At 52.2% G+C, this 15997-nt stretch carries 17 protein-coding genes and 1 other annotated feature; of the genes, 11 read left to right on the plus strand and 6 right to left on the minus strand.

The genetic code is table 11. From position 1 onward, the window contains the following. The first annotated feature begins 38 nt into the window (after window positions 1–38). Entirely contained in the window at window positions 39–443 is a 405-nt protein-coding gene (locus BBD41_RS18900; protein ID WP_007131960.1) for a hypothetical protein, read from the plus strand. Between the two features lie 96 nt (window positions 444–539). On the opposite strand, the gene BBD41_RS18905 is transcribed toward BBD41_RS18900, so the two are convergent. Both BBD41_RS18905 and BBD41_RS18910 read right to left on the minus strand, forming a co-directional pair. After that, on the minus strand, window positions 540–761 hold the full coding sequence (locus tag BBD41_RS18905; RefSeq protein ID WP_007131961.1) for an alpha/beta-type small acid-soluble spore protein: 222 nt from the start codon (window positions 759–761) through the stop codon (window positions 540–542). Window positions 762–1019: 258 nt separating this feature from the next. After that, on the minus strand, window positions 1020–2000 hold the full coding sequence (locus tag BBD41_RS18910) for an aldose 1-epimerase (protein ID WP_077568105.1): 981 nt from the start codon (window positions 1998–2000) through the stop codon (window positions 1020–1022). Window positions 2001–2179: 179 nt separating this feature from the next. Continuing rightward, window positions 2180–2433: a binding site (T-box leader), on the plus strand. Window positions 2434–2493: 60 nt separating this feature from the next. Between BBD41_RS18910 and trpS the strand changes: the two genes are divergently transcribed. Then, entirely contained in the window at window positions 2494–3480 is a 987-nt protein-coding gene (gene trpS, locus BBD41_RS18915) for a tryptophan--tRNA ligase (RefSeq protein WP_099478442.1), read from the plus strand. 64 nt (window positions 3481–3544) lie between these two features. Here the strand turns inward: trpS and BBD41_RS30020 are convergent, their stop codons facing one another. Then, window positions 3545–3712, minus strand: coding sequence for a hypothetical protein (locus BBD41_RS30020; protein ID WP_167392981.1), 168 nt, complete (start codon window positions 3710–3712; stop codon window positions 3545–3547). A 121-nt stretch (window positions 3713–3833) separates the two neighbouring features. On the opposite strand from BBD41_RS30020, the gene BBD41_RS18920 reads away from it, so the two are divergent. From BBD41_RS18920 to BBD41_RS18930, 3 genes are all read left to right on the plus strand, one after another. Beyond that, window positions 3834–4061: an alpha/beta-type small acid-soluble spore protein gene (locus BBD41_RS18920; protein ID WP_077568103.1), complete on the plus strand. Its 228-nt coding sequence runs from the start codon at window positions 3834–3836 to the stop codon at window positions 4059–4061. 282 nt (window positions 4062–4343) lie between these two features. Then, entirely contained in the window at window positions 4344–5282 is a 939-nt protein-coding gene (gene cyoE / locus BBD41_RS18925; RefSeq protein WP_099478443.1) for a heme o synthase, read from the plus strand. A 138-nt stretch (window positions 5283–5420) separates the two neighbouring features. Further along, a complete protein-coding gene (locus BBD41_RS18930; RefSeq protein WP_077568101.1) occupies window positions 5421–6038 on the plus strand; it encodes an SCO family protein in 618 nt (205 codons plus the stop codon). A 220-nt stretch (window positions 6039–6258) separates the two neighbouring features. Here the strand turns inward: BBD41_RS18930 and BBD41_RS18935 are convergent, their stop codons facing one another. Both BBD41_RS18935 and BBD41_RS18940 read right to left on the minus strand, forming a co-directional pair. After that, a complete protein-coding gene (locus tag BBD41_RS18935) occupies window positions 6259–6606 on the minus strand; it encodes a toprim domain-containing protein (protein ID WP_099478444.1) in 348 nt (115 codons plus the stop codon). 408 nt (window positions 6607–7014) lie between these two features. Continuing rightward, complete coding sequence (locus BBD41_RS18940; protein ID WP_099478445.1) at window positions 7015–8184, minus strand: MFS transporter; 1170 nt, start codon at window positions 8182–8184, stop codon at window positions 7015–7017. A gap of 174 nt (window positions 8185–8358) precedes the next feature. Here BBD41_RS18940 and BBD41_RS18945 point away from each other — a divergent pair, with 174 nt between their 5' ends. The 3 genes from BBD41_RS18945 (at window position 8359) to BBD41_RS18955 (ending at window position 12262) form a co-directional block, all read left to right on the plus strand. Then, the gene (locus BBD41_RS18945) at window positions 8359–8805 is read left to right on the plus strand and encodes a hypothetical protein (RefSeq protein ID WP_099478446.1); all 447 of its coding nucleotides are present in this window, start codon (window positions 8359–8361) and stop codon (window positions 8803–8805) included. Window positions 8806–8930: 125 nt separating this feature from the next. Beyond that, window positions 8931–10076, plus strand: a complete 1146-nt coding sequence (locus tag BBD41_RS18950) for a transglutaminase domain-containing protein (protein WP_099478447.1) — start codon at window positions 8931–8933, stop codon at window positions 10074–10076. A gap of 140 nt (window positions 10077–10216) precedes the next feature. After that, entirely contained in the window at window positions 10217–12262 is a 2046-nt protein-coding gene (locus tag BBD41_RS18955) for a peptidoglycan D,D-transpeptidase FtsI family protein (protein ID WP_099478448.1), read from the plus strand. A 149-nt stretch (window positions 12263–12411) separates the two neighbouring features. Here BBD41_RS18955 and BBD41_RS18960 read toward each other — a convergent pair whose 3' ends face one another. Then, on the minus strand, window positions 12412–12876 hold the full coding sequence (locus BBD41_RS18960; protein WP_099478449.1) for an SRPBCC family protein: 465 nt from the start codon (window positions 12874–12876) through the stop codon (window positions 12412–12414). Between the two features lie 167 nt (window positions 12877–13043). On the opposite strand from BBD41_RS18960, the gene BBD41_RS18965 reads away from it, so the two are divergent. The 3 genes from BBD41_RS18965 to BBD41_RS18975 are packed head-to-tail and all read left to right on the plus strand — an operon-like array spanning window position 13044 to window position 15956. After that, on the plus strand, window positions 13044–13790 hold the full coding sequence (locus tag BBD41_RS18965) for a Cof-type HAD-IIB family hydrolase (RefSeq protein ID WP_077568094.1): 747 nt from the start codon (window positions 13044–13046) through the stop codon (window positions 13788–13790). Between the two features lie 7 nt (window positions 13791–13797). Beyond that, window positions 13798–14277 (plus strand): DUF456 domain-containing protein, encoded by a 480-nt coding sequence (locus tag BBD41_RS18970; protein ID WP_007131975.1) that lies wholly within the window; start codon window positions 13798–13800, stop codon window positions 14275–14277. A gap of 53 nt (window positions 14278–14330) precedes the next feature. Continuing rightward, window positions 14331–15956, plus strand: a complete 1626-nt coding sequence (locus BBD41_RS18975; protein WP_099478450.1) for a putative polysaccharide biosynthesis protein — start codon at window positions 14331–14333, stop codon at window positions 15954–15956. Window positions 15957–15997 lie beyond the last annotated feature (41 nt).

The following is a 15997-nucleotide window of genomic DNA, read 5'->3' on the forward strand; positions in this document are numbered from 1 at the left end:
TATTAGGGAGGATTTACTAATAAAGGAGGGGTGACGATATGGTGCAATTGGATCAGTTATCGCTGGCCAGACAGTTGGATATCGTGTTTCGCGAGCTGGAGGAAGAACTTGGAGGGCTGACCTCAGGTACGGTATTTGTACAAATACGAAATAATATCATCGGCAAATTCGGTATCCGGCACAATCCGTTGGCCGGGCGAAACGGGGTGATAGCACCTTGTGAGGAGGGGTTAAGCGAAGCTCAGCAGTATTCGTTTCGGATGATGGCGCTTGAAAGCCTAAAGCATAAGCGGCATTGGACGCACGGTGAAATCAGTTACGAGTTTATGGTGCGGCAAGGCATGGTTGTGGTGGATGCTATTCTCGAGTCGAATTACAATATGGCGAGCTTAATGATACGATATCCCCGGCATACATATCCCGAAGCGGCTTCGAAGTCCTGAAATTATTGTTTGTTCATACCATAATAACAGCGAAAGAGGCGATCTTTGGGGAGAAGATCGCCTCTTTCTATTTATGGCTGGAGGGAAGAGATGCGATTACAGGTTCGAACGACCCGATAATTGCTGCTCAGCCAGTTGTACCAGACGCTTAGTGATGTAACCTCCCAATGAACCAGTTTCACGGGAAGTGTAGTTACCCATGTAGCCGTCTTGCGGAAGAGTTACACCCAGTTCTTGAGCAGCTTCTACTTTCAATTGTTGAAGAGCTGCAGTCGCTTGAGGAACAACCAGGTTGTTAGAAGAACGTCCTTGAGCCATGTCATGTCACCTCCTTTGAGATTGTATGAGGATATTATGACCTGAAAGATAGGGATCTCATTCGCCATCAAGGGAGTAACGGGGCTGGTAAAATTAGGCGGCGCGAGCATCCTGCTCTGGTTAAGGACATTAAAAAACAGCCCTTCCGGATTGGAGGGCTGCCATTCTATCAAGCAGTATGCTTGGCGCTTCCGCGTTTCTTCCAATAAGATCAATGATCAATGATCAAGTCGTCTAAATGTCGAGCCGATATTGCCATCATTCGACATTTCCGCCATGGACAACACGAATACGGGTTTGCAATTCGACGGATGCTCCGGCCTCGAGATGAATCAGGCCAGTCTCGTCGCTGGATAAGTTCAGGTTGGGGGCATTTGGAAGCCATGTATACGGCTCAATGCACAGGAACTCCTCAGCTTGGCCCTTCGTATACAGCACCCAATGCTTAAAATACTGACGATCTGCCGAGTACTGGATCTCGTAACCGTCGTCCCGTTTGAGCAGGGCAAGGGCAGGCTTGCCTTCCGGTATTCTCAAAATCGTGTCCAGATCCGTATCCTTCAGATTCAATCCGGTATTGAGGCCTTCAAGATGCCCCAGTGCCGACGTATCTCCTGTCGGAATCAGCTCGTTATTTAGCGTATAGATCGATTCGACAGGCACTTCCAGCGACCATCGATGTGGTTCGCCGTCAAGCAGGAACCATGTATGATAACCCATGCCGAATGGGGCGGGTTGTTTGCCGGTGTTCGTTATGCGCAGGTTTTGGACCAGCTCGGCTCCCTGGAGTCGAAAGTTCATTTCCAGCTTCAGGGGGATCGGAAACTGCGACATCCATTTCGGATCATCGGAGGTTGCGAACTCTGTCGAAACCGCGCAGCCTTCATCATCCTCTTCAATATCGCTCACGCACCAAGCCTGGGTCCGGTGCAGTCCATGGATATGATTATCGCCTGCCGTATTTTGATCGAATTGATACGTTTGGCCGCCGTATTCGAACCGGCCTTTGGATATCCGTCCCGGCGGAATGAGCATCGGGATGCCGAAGTGGTACGGCTTTTGGAGATAGAATGCAAGCTCGCTTTCATCCGGCCTTCGGAGGATTTCACGCTGTTCTTCGATGTCTTTAATCCCAATCACGTTGTTACCTAGACGAGGGAGGAGAGTCACTTCAAGACGGCCGCTGTTTAAGATATAGGTGTCGTAACCATTCCACTGGCCTTTGGTCACTTGATTCATATCGATGCTCCTTTACTAACAAAAATCATGGTCTGGACGATTAACCACATCATAACAGATTTTTAAGCGTCGCGTACAATAATTGCTCGAAATCGCGGATGGCGCGCTTCGCACCGATCTTGGAATTGACAAGGTGATGTAAGAGATTTATTATTGCATGTAATAGTGATCAATGATGATTGAACACGATGACAAGGACAAGTAGGCATATGCGGTCGCTCCTTCAGAAAGCCGGTGGCTGATGTGAACCGGTGGAGCCGCTTTGCTGAATGGACCTTTGAGTGCCGAGCTGAACGGGATAAACAACAATCGTGTTAATTCCTTAATATGCCGGCCGGGTATTCTCCGTTACAAGAATGGAAGGCTGCAGCTGTTATGCATTCAATGCCGGCTGCGGCGAATAAGGGTGGCACCACGGTCTCACGTCCCTTGCGGATGTGGGGCCTTTTTTTGTTGGATTTGTCGCTAGAAACTAGAAATGGAGGACTATGGAATGAAAACCGTATTATCAGGCATTCAACCAAGCGGCACCTTGACGCTGGGCAACTATATCGGAGCCATTAAAAATTTTGTGAAGCTCCAGGATGAGCACAATTGCTACTTTATGGTCGTGGATTTGCACGCAATCACGGTCCCGCAGGAGCCGCAGGCGCTCCGCGAGCGCTCGGAGATGGTCGCGGCATTGTATGTTGCGGCCGGCATCGATCCGACCAGAGCGAATATTTTTATGCAGTCGCATGTTCCGCAGCATGCCGAGCTTTCGTGGTTGATGACGACGCTCGTGCATATGGGCGAGCTTGAGCGCATGACGCAGTTCAAGGATAAATCGGAAGGCAAGGAATCGGTAGGAGCAGGTCTGTTCGTGTACCCTGCGCTGATGGCGGCCGACATTTTGCTGTATAACGCGGACCTCGTTCCGGTGGGGGATGACCAGAAGCAGCACCTGGAGCTGACGCGCGACTTGGCGGGACGGTTTAACCATCGATTCGGGGAGTTCTTTACCGTACCCGAGCCGTATATTCCTCAAGTAGGAGCTCGGATCATGTCGCTCGACGATGCGTCTAAAAAAATGAGCAAGAGCAATCCGGTTGAGGGAAGCTATATTGCCATGCTGGACACGCCTGACCAGATCCGCAAAAAAATCAGCCGCGCCACAACCGATTCCGGTACCGAGGTCGTTTACGAACCTTCCACGAAGCCGGAGGTCAGCAATTTGATGAGCATTTATTCGGAATGCGCAGGCATTTCCCTGCAGGACGTGCAGAACCGTTTCGAAGGGAAAATGTACGGTGCGTTCAAGAAGGAGCTTGGCGAGGTTGTTGTGGCTGCGCTTGAGCCGCTTCAGAAGCGGTATCATGAAATTCGCCAATCCGGGGAAATTCACGATATTCTCGCAAGAGGGGCAGAGCAGGCACGCAGCAAAGCCGCCCAAATCTTGGACGGCGTCAAGGATAAGATGGGCTTTCTCCCAGCGAAATAATCGCTCTGTGCACTTTGGAAGCGTACGCTTCGGTGCCGAGAACCCGACTTCATGAAACTTGATTTTAAGACGGCTTGCGCTTGGACTTGATGATAAAGCCCCATCCGATATTGAGAATCGACAGAATGCCGAGTCCGACGGCGATCAGCCAATTCGTGCTGATCATCATGGCGCAGGCGGTCAGAAGGACGATGGACGAGACGGCAAACCATAGGGAAAGACCTTTGCTCATATGAAAAAAAACCTCCAACATAAAAAATAAAAAACTACGTATAAGGCTGCGAGATGAAGCCATAATAAGTTTGCAAGCTTGCACTGGAATAACAGACATTCAGTGAAGGGAGATATTTAATATGGCACAAGGTCGTTCCCGCAGCAACAATCTGGTTGTACCTCAAGCAAGACAAGCACTGGAGCAGCTGAAAACGGAAGCTGCTCGCGAGCTGGGCGTGACTCTTCCTCAAGACGGCTACATGGGTAACTATACATCCCGTGAAACCGGTTCTTTGGGAGGTTACATCACGAAGCGTCTGGTACAGCAAGCTGAACAGCAACTTTCGGGTTCTGGACGCACACTGTAATTTCTTCTCATAAGGGACTTACCGCCCGGGGCGCTCGATGCGCTCCGGGTTTTCATTTGCTTCTTGTCGAACGTCCCTCACCCGGCGCTATACATAGACAAATTGTGCCTCAAACAACGCCATAACGTCAAGGAAATATCCTTGGCAAATGTCACTGAATTGTCATATAGATCGACAGAATTCCGAAGGATTGCTAAACACTTTTTACTAATGATATGATAAACTTTATAGCGGAGGCAGTACTTCCTCCATAACGACAGATACAAGGAGGAACGTTTACACGTGGGTAATCACTTGAGATATCAGGCTCCTTCAGAATCCGCAGCACTGGCTTCCGCAGCGCCTGCACCTCCCGAAAAAGCGGGGACTTGGAAAGATTTTATAACCGTGACCAAACCCGGAATACTCCGGTCTAATTTGATAGCAGCATTTGCCGGATTTTGGCTGGCGTCGCGCTGGGACATCCAGTTCGGACTGCTTGCGATGACATTGCTTGGAACTTTGCTCGTCATGGCATCCTCGTGCGTGTTTAATAACTATTTCGACCGAGAACTCGATATGAAGATGGAACGGACGCGGGATCGTTCTCTTCCAACCGGACGGCTGACGCCGAAGGTTGTTCTTTGGTATGCCATTATACTGGGGGCATTGGGACTAGCGGTCCTGTTCCTGTTCTCCGGCGTCCTGGCGGGGATCTTCGGCGCGGTAGGCATGTTCGTTTATGTCGTCGTTTACACGCTATGGCTGAAGCGCACCTCGACATGGAGCACATCCGTCGGCGCAATCTCCGGGGCGATGCCGCCGGCTATCGGCTATGTGGCGGTATCGGGGCAGGTAGATATGGGGGCAATTCTGATCTTTGCGCTGCTCTTCTTATGGCAGCCGCCGCATTTCTGGGCGCTTGGCATTCGGCGGGTGGAAGAGTATCGTGCAGCAGGATTTCCGCTGCTTCCGGTCGTCAAGGGCATCAAGCGTACGAAAATTCAGATGATCCCTTATCTTGTGCTCTTGCTGCCGATTCCGATCCTCATGTATGTGTACGGATACGCAGGCATCTTCTTCCTGGTCATCGGCCTGCTCCTTGCGATCGGCTGGCTCTATACGGCTTTGAAGGGATTCAAGGCGAAGGATGACGAGGCTTGGTCAAAGAAGGTATTCATCTTCTCGATCAATTATTTAACCCTCAGCCTCATTGTTCTGATTCTGAACACGACCTTCTAACACTCGAATAAATCTGGTCGGTCAACCTCGGAAGGTCGGTAGACATTGGATTGCTTAGCGATCATTACGTTCAATATGCGGGACAGGCATATGGTTCCATAAGAGCCAGGCCGGGAAGAAGGGAGAAGAGCAAGGGGAATGAACGCATTCAAGCGCTATAAATGGACTTGGATTTTGCTGGCCGTCTGCGTAGTCGCAGCCGTATACCTCGTATACAACGCACTGGGATTCGGGAAGGATAAGCTCCCCGTCATTCGTGAAGTCGGCAGCTACTCCATGGAGAATGTCGACGGCAAGACCATCGCGTCGGAGGATACGAAGGGAAAGGTCAAGCTGATGTATTTTTATTTCACCAGCTGTCCGGACGTTTGTCCGGTAACGACGCTAATCCTCTCTCAAATTCAAGAACAACTGAAGAAGGAAGGGCTGTTTGGGGGCGAAGTGAATTTCGTGTCCATTTCCTTTGACCCGAAGACTGACACGAAAGAGAAAATCAAAGAGTTCGGCGACCGCTTCAATGCAGACTACAGCGGGTGGTACTTTCTGAGAGGAGACCAGGAAGAAACCCGGAAGCTGATGCAAGAGTCCTTTAAGATCCCGCTTCTCGGCAACGATTCGACGAACTTCACCCATGGCAACTCCATCGCTTTGGTGGACCGGGATAACAACATTCGCAAAATGTATAATGCCGGCATTCCGTCGGATGTAAAAACAGAAGATATCATTCAAGACATCAAGACCTTGATCAAGGAATAGTACTTATCCGACCCATTGAATAGATGTAGTGATAACGGCAGTGCAGGGAATCATCCTGCACTGCCGTTTTTTCTTAATCAGGTTGTTTGACCTGATTGAAGAGAGCGGAAAGCGAGAAAGGTCACAAGACGAGAAACGCGATGCAAAACGAGAAGCGCGATACAAAAATCGCTGCAGCTGGGCGGCAAGTGTTTGGATACCTTATAACAGGTAACAAGGGCTAGTAAGCTTCAGGGGGAGGGTAGATGATGAATTCCTCCAGTCCTGCTTTTTCTAGCTGGGCAATTAAATATTCATCAGGCGTGCCCTCTACGCCTGCGTACCCGCGGCGGGTGTAAATCTGCTCGGCGTCCGGGAATGCATCGCGCAATATCCCGCGAATCTTTTTGCCGGAGCTGTCGTTATCCATAAACAGATACACCTCCTGATCGCGTACCTGCTTTTGCAAGGCGTCAAGCTTGGCGCTGTTCAACGTACCGAATGTGCATAATATCGTAATATCGGAAGTTAGCAGCCGGCGGAGACGGCTGCGGTCGTTCTTCCCCTCCACGATGATAAATATTGACATGCTGTTCACCTCTGTCATGATACGGCGTAGCTTGGCAGCATTCCCCGGGAAATGTTGACGTCCTGGTCGAAAGATGTATATATAGTGTAACTTGTTTACCGCCGTTCATGCAAAACAGAAAAATGCGGCCTTCCAGCAGGAAGACCGCTTCAGTAAGACTCATGTATTCTAGAAGAAACAGCTGCTCAGGATAATCACGAGAAGAATATACAGAACCAGAATCATTCCTACCGAGTTTCCATATGCCGGTGCATGACAATGTTTATGATGGACATGACTCATTTGTTTTCACCCCTTGGTTAAATGTCCGTGGTCAGTTGCCACACTGTATTCTATGTCCATTTACCCAATAGGATTGTGTATTGGCCCACTTGATCCCGTTTATGGAGCCCATATCCGTGATATTTGTCAGAGCGGTGATACCGGTGTCGTCTCCGGTGCCAAGGAGGCCGAAGGCTCGACACGTTTCTGATGCGGAAGCAGAAGGAGAACGGTCATCAGCATAAGAAACGCAATAAAATAAGGGGATACGATCGTCCGCAGCTGCCCGGCTGCAATCGGGCCGACAAAGGAACCGAGCGACATGGCGATGGACTGCAGCGAGAATACCCTCCCGAGCCGGGTGCCCCCGCTCAGCTCAATAAATAGCGATGATAAGGCAGGGAACAGCAGACCTTTAGACAATCCCAATAAAAATAAAGTAACCGTCAACGGCAATTGATCAGCTGCGGCCAGCAAATAAAAGCTGATGGCCAGGCCAAGCACGCCCGCTGCTACCCTGGCCCGAGGGGGATACCGGTTCAGGAAAAGCATGCTCAGGGTAACAAGCGCCCCCAGGCTGATCACGGAGAAGAGAAGTCCGGTGGACATGATGCTTGCCTGCCCGCTGTCGCGGAGCGGAATTTCAAAAAACAATATGCCTTGGGAGCACGCGATGACAAACGGGAACAGATAAAGCCGGAGACTAAAGGGCAATCGGGTCGTTCCCTGGTTGGAAGGAACCTTGGCTTCCTTCTTGCCGACCGCCTCTGCCGCCTGCTTGGGGAGGCTTAGGAAAGCCATAATTCCCGTAAAGATGAGAAGCCAGCCGAGGCTCTGAAAGGTGCCCGAAAATCCGGTGTTGGCGACGATAAAAGCTCCGGCAGCTGGCGAAAGAACGGAAGCAAGGGTGTGTACAAGGCCGTGCCCGGACATGTATTTGCCTTGCGTAACAGGATCTTTGGATAAGGATGCCAGCAGGGCAAGACATGCAGGTGAAAGGAAAGCCAGCACAAAGCCGCTGATGGAGCGGAGCACAAGCAGCTGCCAGGGAAGCTGGACATGGGCCTGCAGCAGCAGAATGATGCCTGCCGCAGTCAGGCTGAAAATAATGTAGCGCCGGCTGCCGTGCCGGTCGATCAGGCCGCCGGCAATCAGATTGCCCGGCAGATGGGTCAGGGCATAGATGCCCATCATCCAGCCGATAAAGGCCGGAGCAGCCCCCAGAGAGATGGCGAACGGCGTGAGCACGGGATATTGGGCGTGCAAATCAAAAAACGCCAGAAATAAAAACATGTAGAGCCATAGAGCGGTTTTCAATATGGCACCCTCCTATCCGGCAAAAGATCGTTATGATACTACTTGTACGCGCCAAGGGGCAAGCTTATACCTCTTTGTAAAAAGACCCGGTTGGCTGACAGCATCCTTGGGAATCATGTATAATTAAAAAGACGGCCGTCAAACCGCCGTTTATTAGCGACAGGAGTGAAGGATATGGATACGCAAGTATGGATGGAGTTTCTGAAGCAAAACTGGCTCGTTATCGCAATCGCGTTAATTATTCTGTTTGTCGTGCTGAATGTGGTGAGAACGGTCATCAAATGGGCGATCGCCGTGCTGATCATTGTAGGCCTATTGGTCTATAGCGGAATATCGCTGGACAAGATCGGGGAGGTTGTCACGACGGTAAAGGATGAAACCATCGATACCGTGAAGACCGAAGCGCTGAATTTGATGATCAAGGAAGCGAAGGAAGCAAAATATACGTCGAATGGAGACGGAACCTATTCCATTACGGCCCCGAACCTGGAGTTGAAGGGCAGTTCCGGCTCCAGCGAAGTTGAGGTAACCTTTCGCGGGGTAGCGGTAGGAAAGTGGGACATTAACGACACGATACGCACCTTTATCAACGATGCCAAGAACAATACGGATTCCAAATAACGAAAACCAATTCACTTAGATAAAGGTGCAATCAGACCCGGAAGCCGATGTGGGATGCTAAAGTATTTTGCCCGCTCATCTGCAGCCGGGTTGCACCAACATCATTGGGAGAGGGGGAATGCCGTGTGATGTCCGCATGGATCGATAGTGTGCGAGACGGAAACGGAATTACCGTTTTGCTGCTGCTGATTGTGGCCTTCTCCATGATACAGGGGTGGAGACGGGGAGCTTCCCGCTCCGCCGGAAAGCTGGTTTCTTTTCTCGGGGATGCCCTGCTCCGGATCGGAGGTCTGGTGATATCCATCCCGTTTACGTTGTGGCTGTCGCCAAAGGCCGGAGATTGGTTAGGCACGATCTCCGCTTTGCCGGACCGGGAGCTGCGGTTCTGGGAGCAGGTGTATTATACGGCGGTGAGATCGCTGGCTGATTTTCCGCTGCTGAGATTTGCGGTTCTGTTTATGCTGAGCTACGGATTGATCGTATTCTTGCTGCGTCTGCTGATCTCCCTGATTTTCGGAGGGGGAAGCTTGTTCCGATCCGGGAGGGAAACATCCGCATCGCTTCCAAGCCGGCTGGCCGGCACCGGCATCGGCGTGCTCATTGGTGCTGCACGAAGCATGCTTGTCATCGCTGTGCTGTTCGTGTGGGTCAGCCTGAATCCGGATCATGGATTCAGCCGTTATGTCGAGGCTTCCCCAATCTATTCGCAGGGAGCAAGGGCAGTACTCGAGCCATTGTCGGGATCGCTGGTACGTGAACAGCTGCCGGTATTTGCCCAGTCGGTTCAAGATGAACTAAGCGGCATCATGGAGCGGAAATACGAGGTGATCGACCACCGGATACCGGAGGGGATCGAGCAGACCGCGGCGCATGTGGTCAAGGGGGCAGCGACGGATAAAGAGAAGGCCCGCAAGCTTTATGATTGGGTCGGCAGCCGGATATCCTATGATCATGAGAAGGTTCGCCTCTATGAAGAGCAAAGGATTTGGAAAGAGCAGACCCCGCAGGATACGTATGATACCCGGCTTGGCGTCTGTATCGACTACGCCCGGCTCTATGCGATGATGGCCCGTTCCCAGGATTTGGACGTCCGCGTCGTAACCGGACGCGGCTATAATGGCCAGGGCGGCTATGGGCCGCATGCCTGGAACGAAGTGTATTTGAGCGAGGAGAAAAAGTGGGTTCCGCTGGATCCGACATGGGCCCAGAGCGGGGACTGGTTTAACCCTCCGCGGTTCAATGAAACGCATATTAAGGAGAGCGTATTTTAATAGCAAATCGAATCAGGGGCGGACCCAAGGCAAAGGGGGTCCGCCCCTTGCGAATCCGCTAAATGTCACCCGGATGAAGTGGGGAGGCTTTTTGTGATAATATAGGGTTAGGTAATGTGCATAAAAGGGGAGAAGCATACGTGAGAGGGTTTAGGCCGGATAAACGCAAACAGGATGAGGGAGATGCCGGCAGTCAGTTTAATCTGCGAGTCAACCTGTTCTTTTTTAGCACGTTTATTATTTTCTGTGTCATCATTATACGTTTGGCGATTCTTCAATTCGTGGAAGGGCCTGAGCTTAAGGAAATGGAGACCGGGGGTCAAATTAAAGACTTCCCGCTCCAGCCGATCCGCGGAAGCATCCTTGATGCATCGGGCACGCCGATAGCTTACTCAACGCCTTCCCAGGCGCTGTATCTTACGCTGATGAAAGATTACAGCAACTCCGACCGCGGCAAGGAGAATCGGCCGGAGATCGAGAAGCTGGCGCAAGAGATGGTGGATGTCTTCAACCGCTACGGCGATCCCAAAGCCGAGAAGATGACCGTGGAAGATGTCATCAAAGCAATGGACCTGAATTTTAACAAGCAGCCGGGATATGAACCGCGACGAATTAAAGCCAACCTGTCCTCGAAGGAAGTCGCCTATTTCATGGAGCATAAATCCCAGTATCCCGGCGTCGAGATCGTGGAGGAAAGCGAGCGAAAGTACAGCGAGGACCGAATTGCGGTACAGACGATCGGGTATTTAAGGGAGTTTAAAGGCCAGAAGGATTTGGACAAGTACAAAGCCATTGATCAGCAGAACAAAACCCAGAAGGATCCGGGTCTGATCTATTCGGAGCAGGAGAAGGTCGGTGTCGACGGGCTTGAAATGATGTTCCAAGATGAGCTCCGCGGGAAGAACGGTTATATCAATATTCCGATCAGCCCGCAAAACATGGCCAACGGCGTACCGACGATGGTCCCGCCGCAAAAAGGCTATAATATCCACTCGACCATCCATAAGGACATTCAGCTCGCCGCGCAGCAGGCGATTATTGACCAGCTGAAATGGCTGCATACTAATCCCGTATCGGGTAAGCTGCATACGAATGCCAAGACGGGGTATGCGGTAGCCATGGAAGTGGACACAGGGAATGTTGTAGCCATGGCCAGCATTCCGGATTACGATCCGAATGTATGGGAGACCGGAACGGATGACTGGGATTCGGTCATGAGTCATTACCGTAACGGAACCATATGGCCATACAGCTCGGGACGCTCCGGCAACAATCTGGAGTCAACCGTCCTGCTCGGCTCCACGATCAAGCCGCTGAGCGTATTGATCGGACTGAATGAGCATTTATTCGGCCCGAACGACTATTATCCGGACCAAGGTGCCGCATACTTCGGTAAGGATAACTCGAGGGTCTTCAACTCCGGCCGAAAGGCGAATGGATCGATCAACGCGCGAAAAGCTCTTGAAAAATCCTCGAACGCCTTCATGGTCGATTGGGTCGGGGAGAAGCTGTTCAACAAGTACGGCTCAAAATCCGTCGAAGTGTGGGACGAATACATGAAGAAATTCGGGCTGGGCGTATCCACCGAATCCGGGCTGCCGAATGAGCATAAAGGCATTATCGAGTATATGAACATCGAGCAGGCGGGCAGTTATCTGGCAGCGATGGCTTACGCTTCCTTCGGCCAGTCCGGGAAGTATACGACGCTTCAATTAGCGCAATATGCCACCATGCTTGCAAATCAAGGCACAAGAATTAAACCTCAGCTTGCGAGCAAAATCGTGGACCAGAACGGCAAGGTAGTCAAGAAGTACGGACGTGAAGAGCTGAATCACGTCGAATTTCCGCAGCAGTACTGGAATGAAGTGATTCAAGGGATGAATACCCAGAATCTTCGGGCGTTTGAAGATTTTCCGTATGATTTTGCCCGTAAAACCGGTACGTCCGAGCAGGAGATTTATAAGAACGGACGTCGTGACATCGTAGACAACGGCGTGTTTATCGCCTTCGCTCCTCGGCAAAATCCGAAGCTGGCGGTTGCCGTCGTCATTCCGGAAGGCGGCTTCGGTTCCCAAAGTGCGGCGCCGGTGGCACGCAAGATTTTCGACGCGTACGACGAAATCTACGGTCTCGACGGAACGCCGCATCCGAAGAACAAGGATGAGCAGGAAGGCAACGGAGAATAGGCATAACGAAACAGAAGGCAGCGATCAAGCGATAAGGGCTTGGCTGCCTTCTTTCTGTTGGTCAAGAAATCCGGAACCAACAACGATTGGTAGGTACATTTTTTACGTAATTGCCCAATATCCGGATATGTACTGAGCTTTTAGAACAGCTATACGTGGGCGTCAGGGGCCTTGTCCGCAACGAGATTCAAGACAATGCCGAATTCAAGCAGCGCCTTCAACCCGCAGAGCACCATCGTATATCCTCCCATCGAATCGATGGCCTGGCGGGTAACGTCCGCATCCGTCCCTTCGAATCCGGAATGGATAATCGTCACGAAGGTGCCGTCCTCGCTCCGAGGCAAGAACTGCCATTCCGTCGTCGTGCCGTCCGACGATTGGATAACAATTCGGCGGTTGGCCTCCAGGTCCTTGACGAGGATGGTATCCGATACGCCGTACATTTCCCAGTCCCAACGAATTTCTTTACCGGCTTCCAGTTTGCCGGTGGATCGGGTGAACCAAAACTTGGTCGTGACATCCGGATCGACAAAAGCTTCAAAAACTTCGGAATCCGGCCTGCGGATCAGCATTTCGGCTTGAACGGTAACAGAAGAACTCAGCGGTGATTTCATGGGACACACTCCTTATATCGTGTAGAGTTTCCAATAGGTTAGCACATTATAGCGGACCTGACTTCTTATCCCTTGCTTATTTGTCCGCGCGTTCGGTTTTGAGCCCGTACCTTTTGTGGTAAAATGTCGTTATGCTTATTGTCTGACTAGATTAGGAGGCTTAAACAATGAATCGTAAGTACCGATTGCTGGCTTTAGATATGGATGGCACGCTGCTTCAGGACGATCATGAAGTGTCGCCGGAGACCGTCCGTTGGATCAAGGAAGCGGTTCGGCAAGGCATCCACGTCTGCCTGTCCACCGGACGGCCGTTTCAAGATGCATATCCGTATGCGAAGCAGCTCGAGCTGACCACCCCGATGGTAACGGTCAATGGCAGCGAAGTATGGCGTGCCCCGTATGAGCTGTACCGGCGTTCTCTGCTCGACAGCAAGCTTGTTGCCGAGATGCATGAGCTTGCCGTTGAAACCGGAGCCTGGTTCTGGGCGTATTCTGTAGAGAGATTGTATAACCAGGAGAACTGGTGCGAGGATGTTGAGAATCAGGAGTGGCTGAAATTCGGCTATACGTCGGAAGACGATGAGGTTCGTCATCGCATCCTGATGCGCCTTCAGGATATGGGGGGGCTGGAAATTACCAACTCCTCGCCGGTGAATCTGGAGATCAATCCGCAAGGCGTGAACAAGGCGACAGGGATTAAGCAGGTATGCGAACTGCTTGGCCTTGACATGTCCCAGGTCGTGGCCGTTGGCGACAGCCTGAACGACCTGGCCGTCATCCAGCAAGCGGGTCTTGGCGTCGCCATGGGCAATGCCCAGCAGACGGTCAAGGATGAGGCGGACCTTGTCGTGGCCAGCAACAATGAGAACGGAATTGTGGAAGTGATCAGGGATCATATTTTGATCGAAGGGTGATTAGCGGATGGACGTATTAGGCTGGATTATTGTGATCGCACTGTTCATCATCGGGATGGCCGGTGCGATCTACCCGATATTACCGGGGGTTATCGCCATTTATTTGGCATTGTTCGTATACGGCTGGTTCTTCACGTTTGCCCATTACGACGCATGGTTTTGGACCATACAGACGATCATTCTGGTTGTGCTGTTCATCGCCGACTATGCAGTCAACGCATGGGGCGTGAAGAAGCTTGGCGGCTCGAAGGCTTCGATATGGGGGAGCACGATCGGCCTGATCATCGGACCGTTCGTCATTCCGGCATTCGGTCTGATCATCGGCCCGTTTATCGGCGCCTTTATCGGGGAGCTGCTGGCGGGATCGGGAGCGGGCAAGTCGATGAAGGTCGGACTTGGTTCGGTGCTCGGCTTGTTCAGCAGCATCGTGGTGAAGGTCGTATTGCAGCTTGCGATGATCATCGTGTTTATCGTTTGGGTGTTTTAAGCAGGGGCTAGGGCGCTTAACAGGCGCTATTGGAGGAGAAAGAAGGTAAGGAATTGTCTAAGAAGGAATCATTCATAAAAGGCACGATCATCCTGGCCGTGGCGGCGCTGGTCGCCCGCGTGCTGGGACTTGCACAGCGGGTGCCGCTGGAGCACATGCTGAACGATGTGGGGGATGCATCCTTCACGATTGCCAACAATGTGTATTTGATGCTGCTGACCGTCGCTACGGCCGGTATTCCGAGCACGCTCAGCAAAATGGTTTCCGAGCGATATGCGCTGAATAAGCCGGCGGAGGCTCAGCGCGTCTATCAAGCGGCGCTGATCTTCGCCGGAGCGGCAGGCGTTGTCATGACGCTGCTGCTGTATTTCGGAGCGCCGTATTACGCGACCCATGTTGCGGAGGTGCCTGAATCAGCCGCAGCCATCCAGGCGCTGGCCCCGGCGCTGCTGCTGTTCCCCGCCATCGCCATGATGCGGGGGTATTTCCAGGGCCGGAACAATATGTCGGCCGGCGGGATTTCCCAAATCGTGGAGCAGATTGCAAGAGTGCTGACGGCCATCGGCCTAGCTTATGTGCTGCTGCGGTTGGGGTATGACGATACCTGGGTAGCAGCCGGAGCCTCCTTCGGCGGCGTGCTCGGGAGCATCGGCGCCTTCGCGGTCATGCTGTATTTCGCCGCGAAGCTCCGCCGGAGCGACCGGGAGCAGAAGCTGCCTTCGGCAGACCGTTCGATTCCGCTCGGCGGCATCTACAAGGCTATTTTTACATTATCGATACCGATCGTGCTGTCCTCTCTGGCGGTCCCGGCGGTCAACTTCATTGACGGCTCCATCGTCAAGCCGCTCCTGACGGGCGAGATTGGCGCGGCGCAGGCGACCGAGGCGCTCGCCGTTCTGGGGACACGGGCGCAGAGCGTGGCGGGCATCCCGCCGATTCTGGCCATTGCCCTCAGCACATCGCTGATTCCGATCATATCGGCAGCGTTCGCCAGACGTGACCAAGAGCATTTGGAGCGCCAAGTAACGCTTGCCATGCGGATCGGGATTTTGACCGGCATGCCGGTGGTTATCGCGCTGGGTGTAGCGGCCTATTCGGTGAACGGTCTTTTGTTCAGCTCGCTGGGCGGGAGCGGAATCATCGCATTTTTGACGTTCGGCACCATTTTCCAGATTACGATGATGACAACGAACTCGATTTTGCTCGGGATTGGAAAGGCCAAGCTGTCCATGGTTCACGTGATAATCGGCGTTGCCGTCAAGCTGGCCTCCAGCTTCCTTCTGGCTCCCCTGTTCGGCATCTACGGCATCATTGGAAGTACGGCGCTTTGCTTCCTGGTCATCACGCTGCTTAACATCCGGTCGATTAAAACGATCGTTTCGTTCTCGATATTGGGAAGCCGCTGGCTGGGATTCCTATGTACCGTCGTGGCTGCAGCGGGAATCGGCTACGGATTGAACCAAGCGGGCATCCAATTGGTTGAGGTCATTCCGGCACGATTGGCATTCCTGTTAACATGCATTATTGTTGGCATTGCCGTCGTCGTGATTTATCTCGTGCTGCTCGTCGTGTTCGGCGTCATTCGCCAGTCCGAGCTAGGTAATTATCCGCGTCCGCTGCAGAAGGTATTCCGTCCTCTGATGAGACTGGCGCCTTCACGGATGCGGGAACGGGGATAACTTTGCGGTTTTGCGCTTTGCGGTTATACGCATTGCGGCTA

This window comes from Paenibacillus ihbetae, from assembly GCF_002741055.1.
Taxonomy (GTDB): Bacteria; Bacillota; Bacilli; order Paenibacillales; family Paenibacillaceae; genus Paenibacillus_AQ; species Paenibacillus_AQ ihbetae.

Bases quoted from the DNA above. Each gene is read 5' to 3' on its own strand.
- BBD41_RS18945 (WP_099478446.1), top strand. From the start codon at position 8,359: ATGGATACGCAAGTATGGATGGAGTTTCTGAAGCAAAACTGGCTCGTT.
- BBD41_RS18965 (WP_077568094.1), top strand. From the start codon at position 13,044: ATGAATCGTAAGTACCGATTGCTGGCTTTAGATATGGATGGCACGCTG.
- BBD41_RS30020 (WP_167392981.1), bottom strand. From the start codon at position 3,712: ATGAGCAAAGGTCTTTCCCTATGGTTTGCCGTCTCGTCCATCGTCCTT.
- trpS (WP_099478442.1), top strand. From the start codon at position 2,494: ATGAAAACCGTATTATCAGGCATTCAACCAAGCGGCACCTTGACGCTG.
- BBD41_RS18930 (WP_077568101.1), top strand. From the start codon at position 5,421: ATGAACGCATTCAAGCGCTATAAATGGACTTGGATTTTGCTGGCCGTC.
- BBD41_RS18900 (WP_007131960.1), top strand. From the start codon at position 39: ATGGTGCAATTGGATCAGTTATCGCTGGCCAGACAGTTGGATATCGTG.
- BBD41_RS18905 (WP_007131961.1), bottom strand. From the start codon at position 761: ATGGCTCAAGGACGTTCTTCTAACAACCTGGTTGTTCCTCAAGCGACT.
- BBD41_RS18970 (WP_007131975.1), top strand. From the start codon at position 13,798: ATGGACGTATTAGGCTGGATTATTGTGATCGCACTGTTCATCATCGGG.
- BBD41_RS18920 (WP_077568103.1), top strand. From the start codon at position 3,834: ATGGCACAAGGTCGTTCCCGCAGCAACAATCTGGTTGTACCTCAAGCA.
- BBD41_RS18960 (WP_099478449.1), bottom strand. From the start codon at position 12,876: ATGAAATCACCGCTGAGTTCTTCTGTTACCGTTCAAGCCGAAATGCTG.
- BBD41_RS18935 (WP_099478444.1), bottom strand. From the start codon at position 6,606: ATGTCAATATTTATCATCGTGGAGGGGAAGAACGACCGCAGCCGTCTC.
- BBD41_RS18910 (WP_077568105.1), bottom strand. From the start codon at position 2,000: ATGAATCAAGTGACCAAAGGCCAGTGGAATGGTTACGACACCTATATC.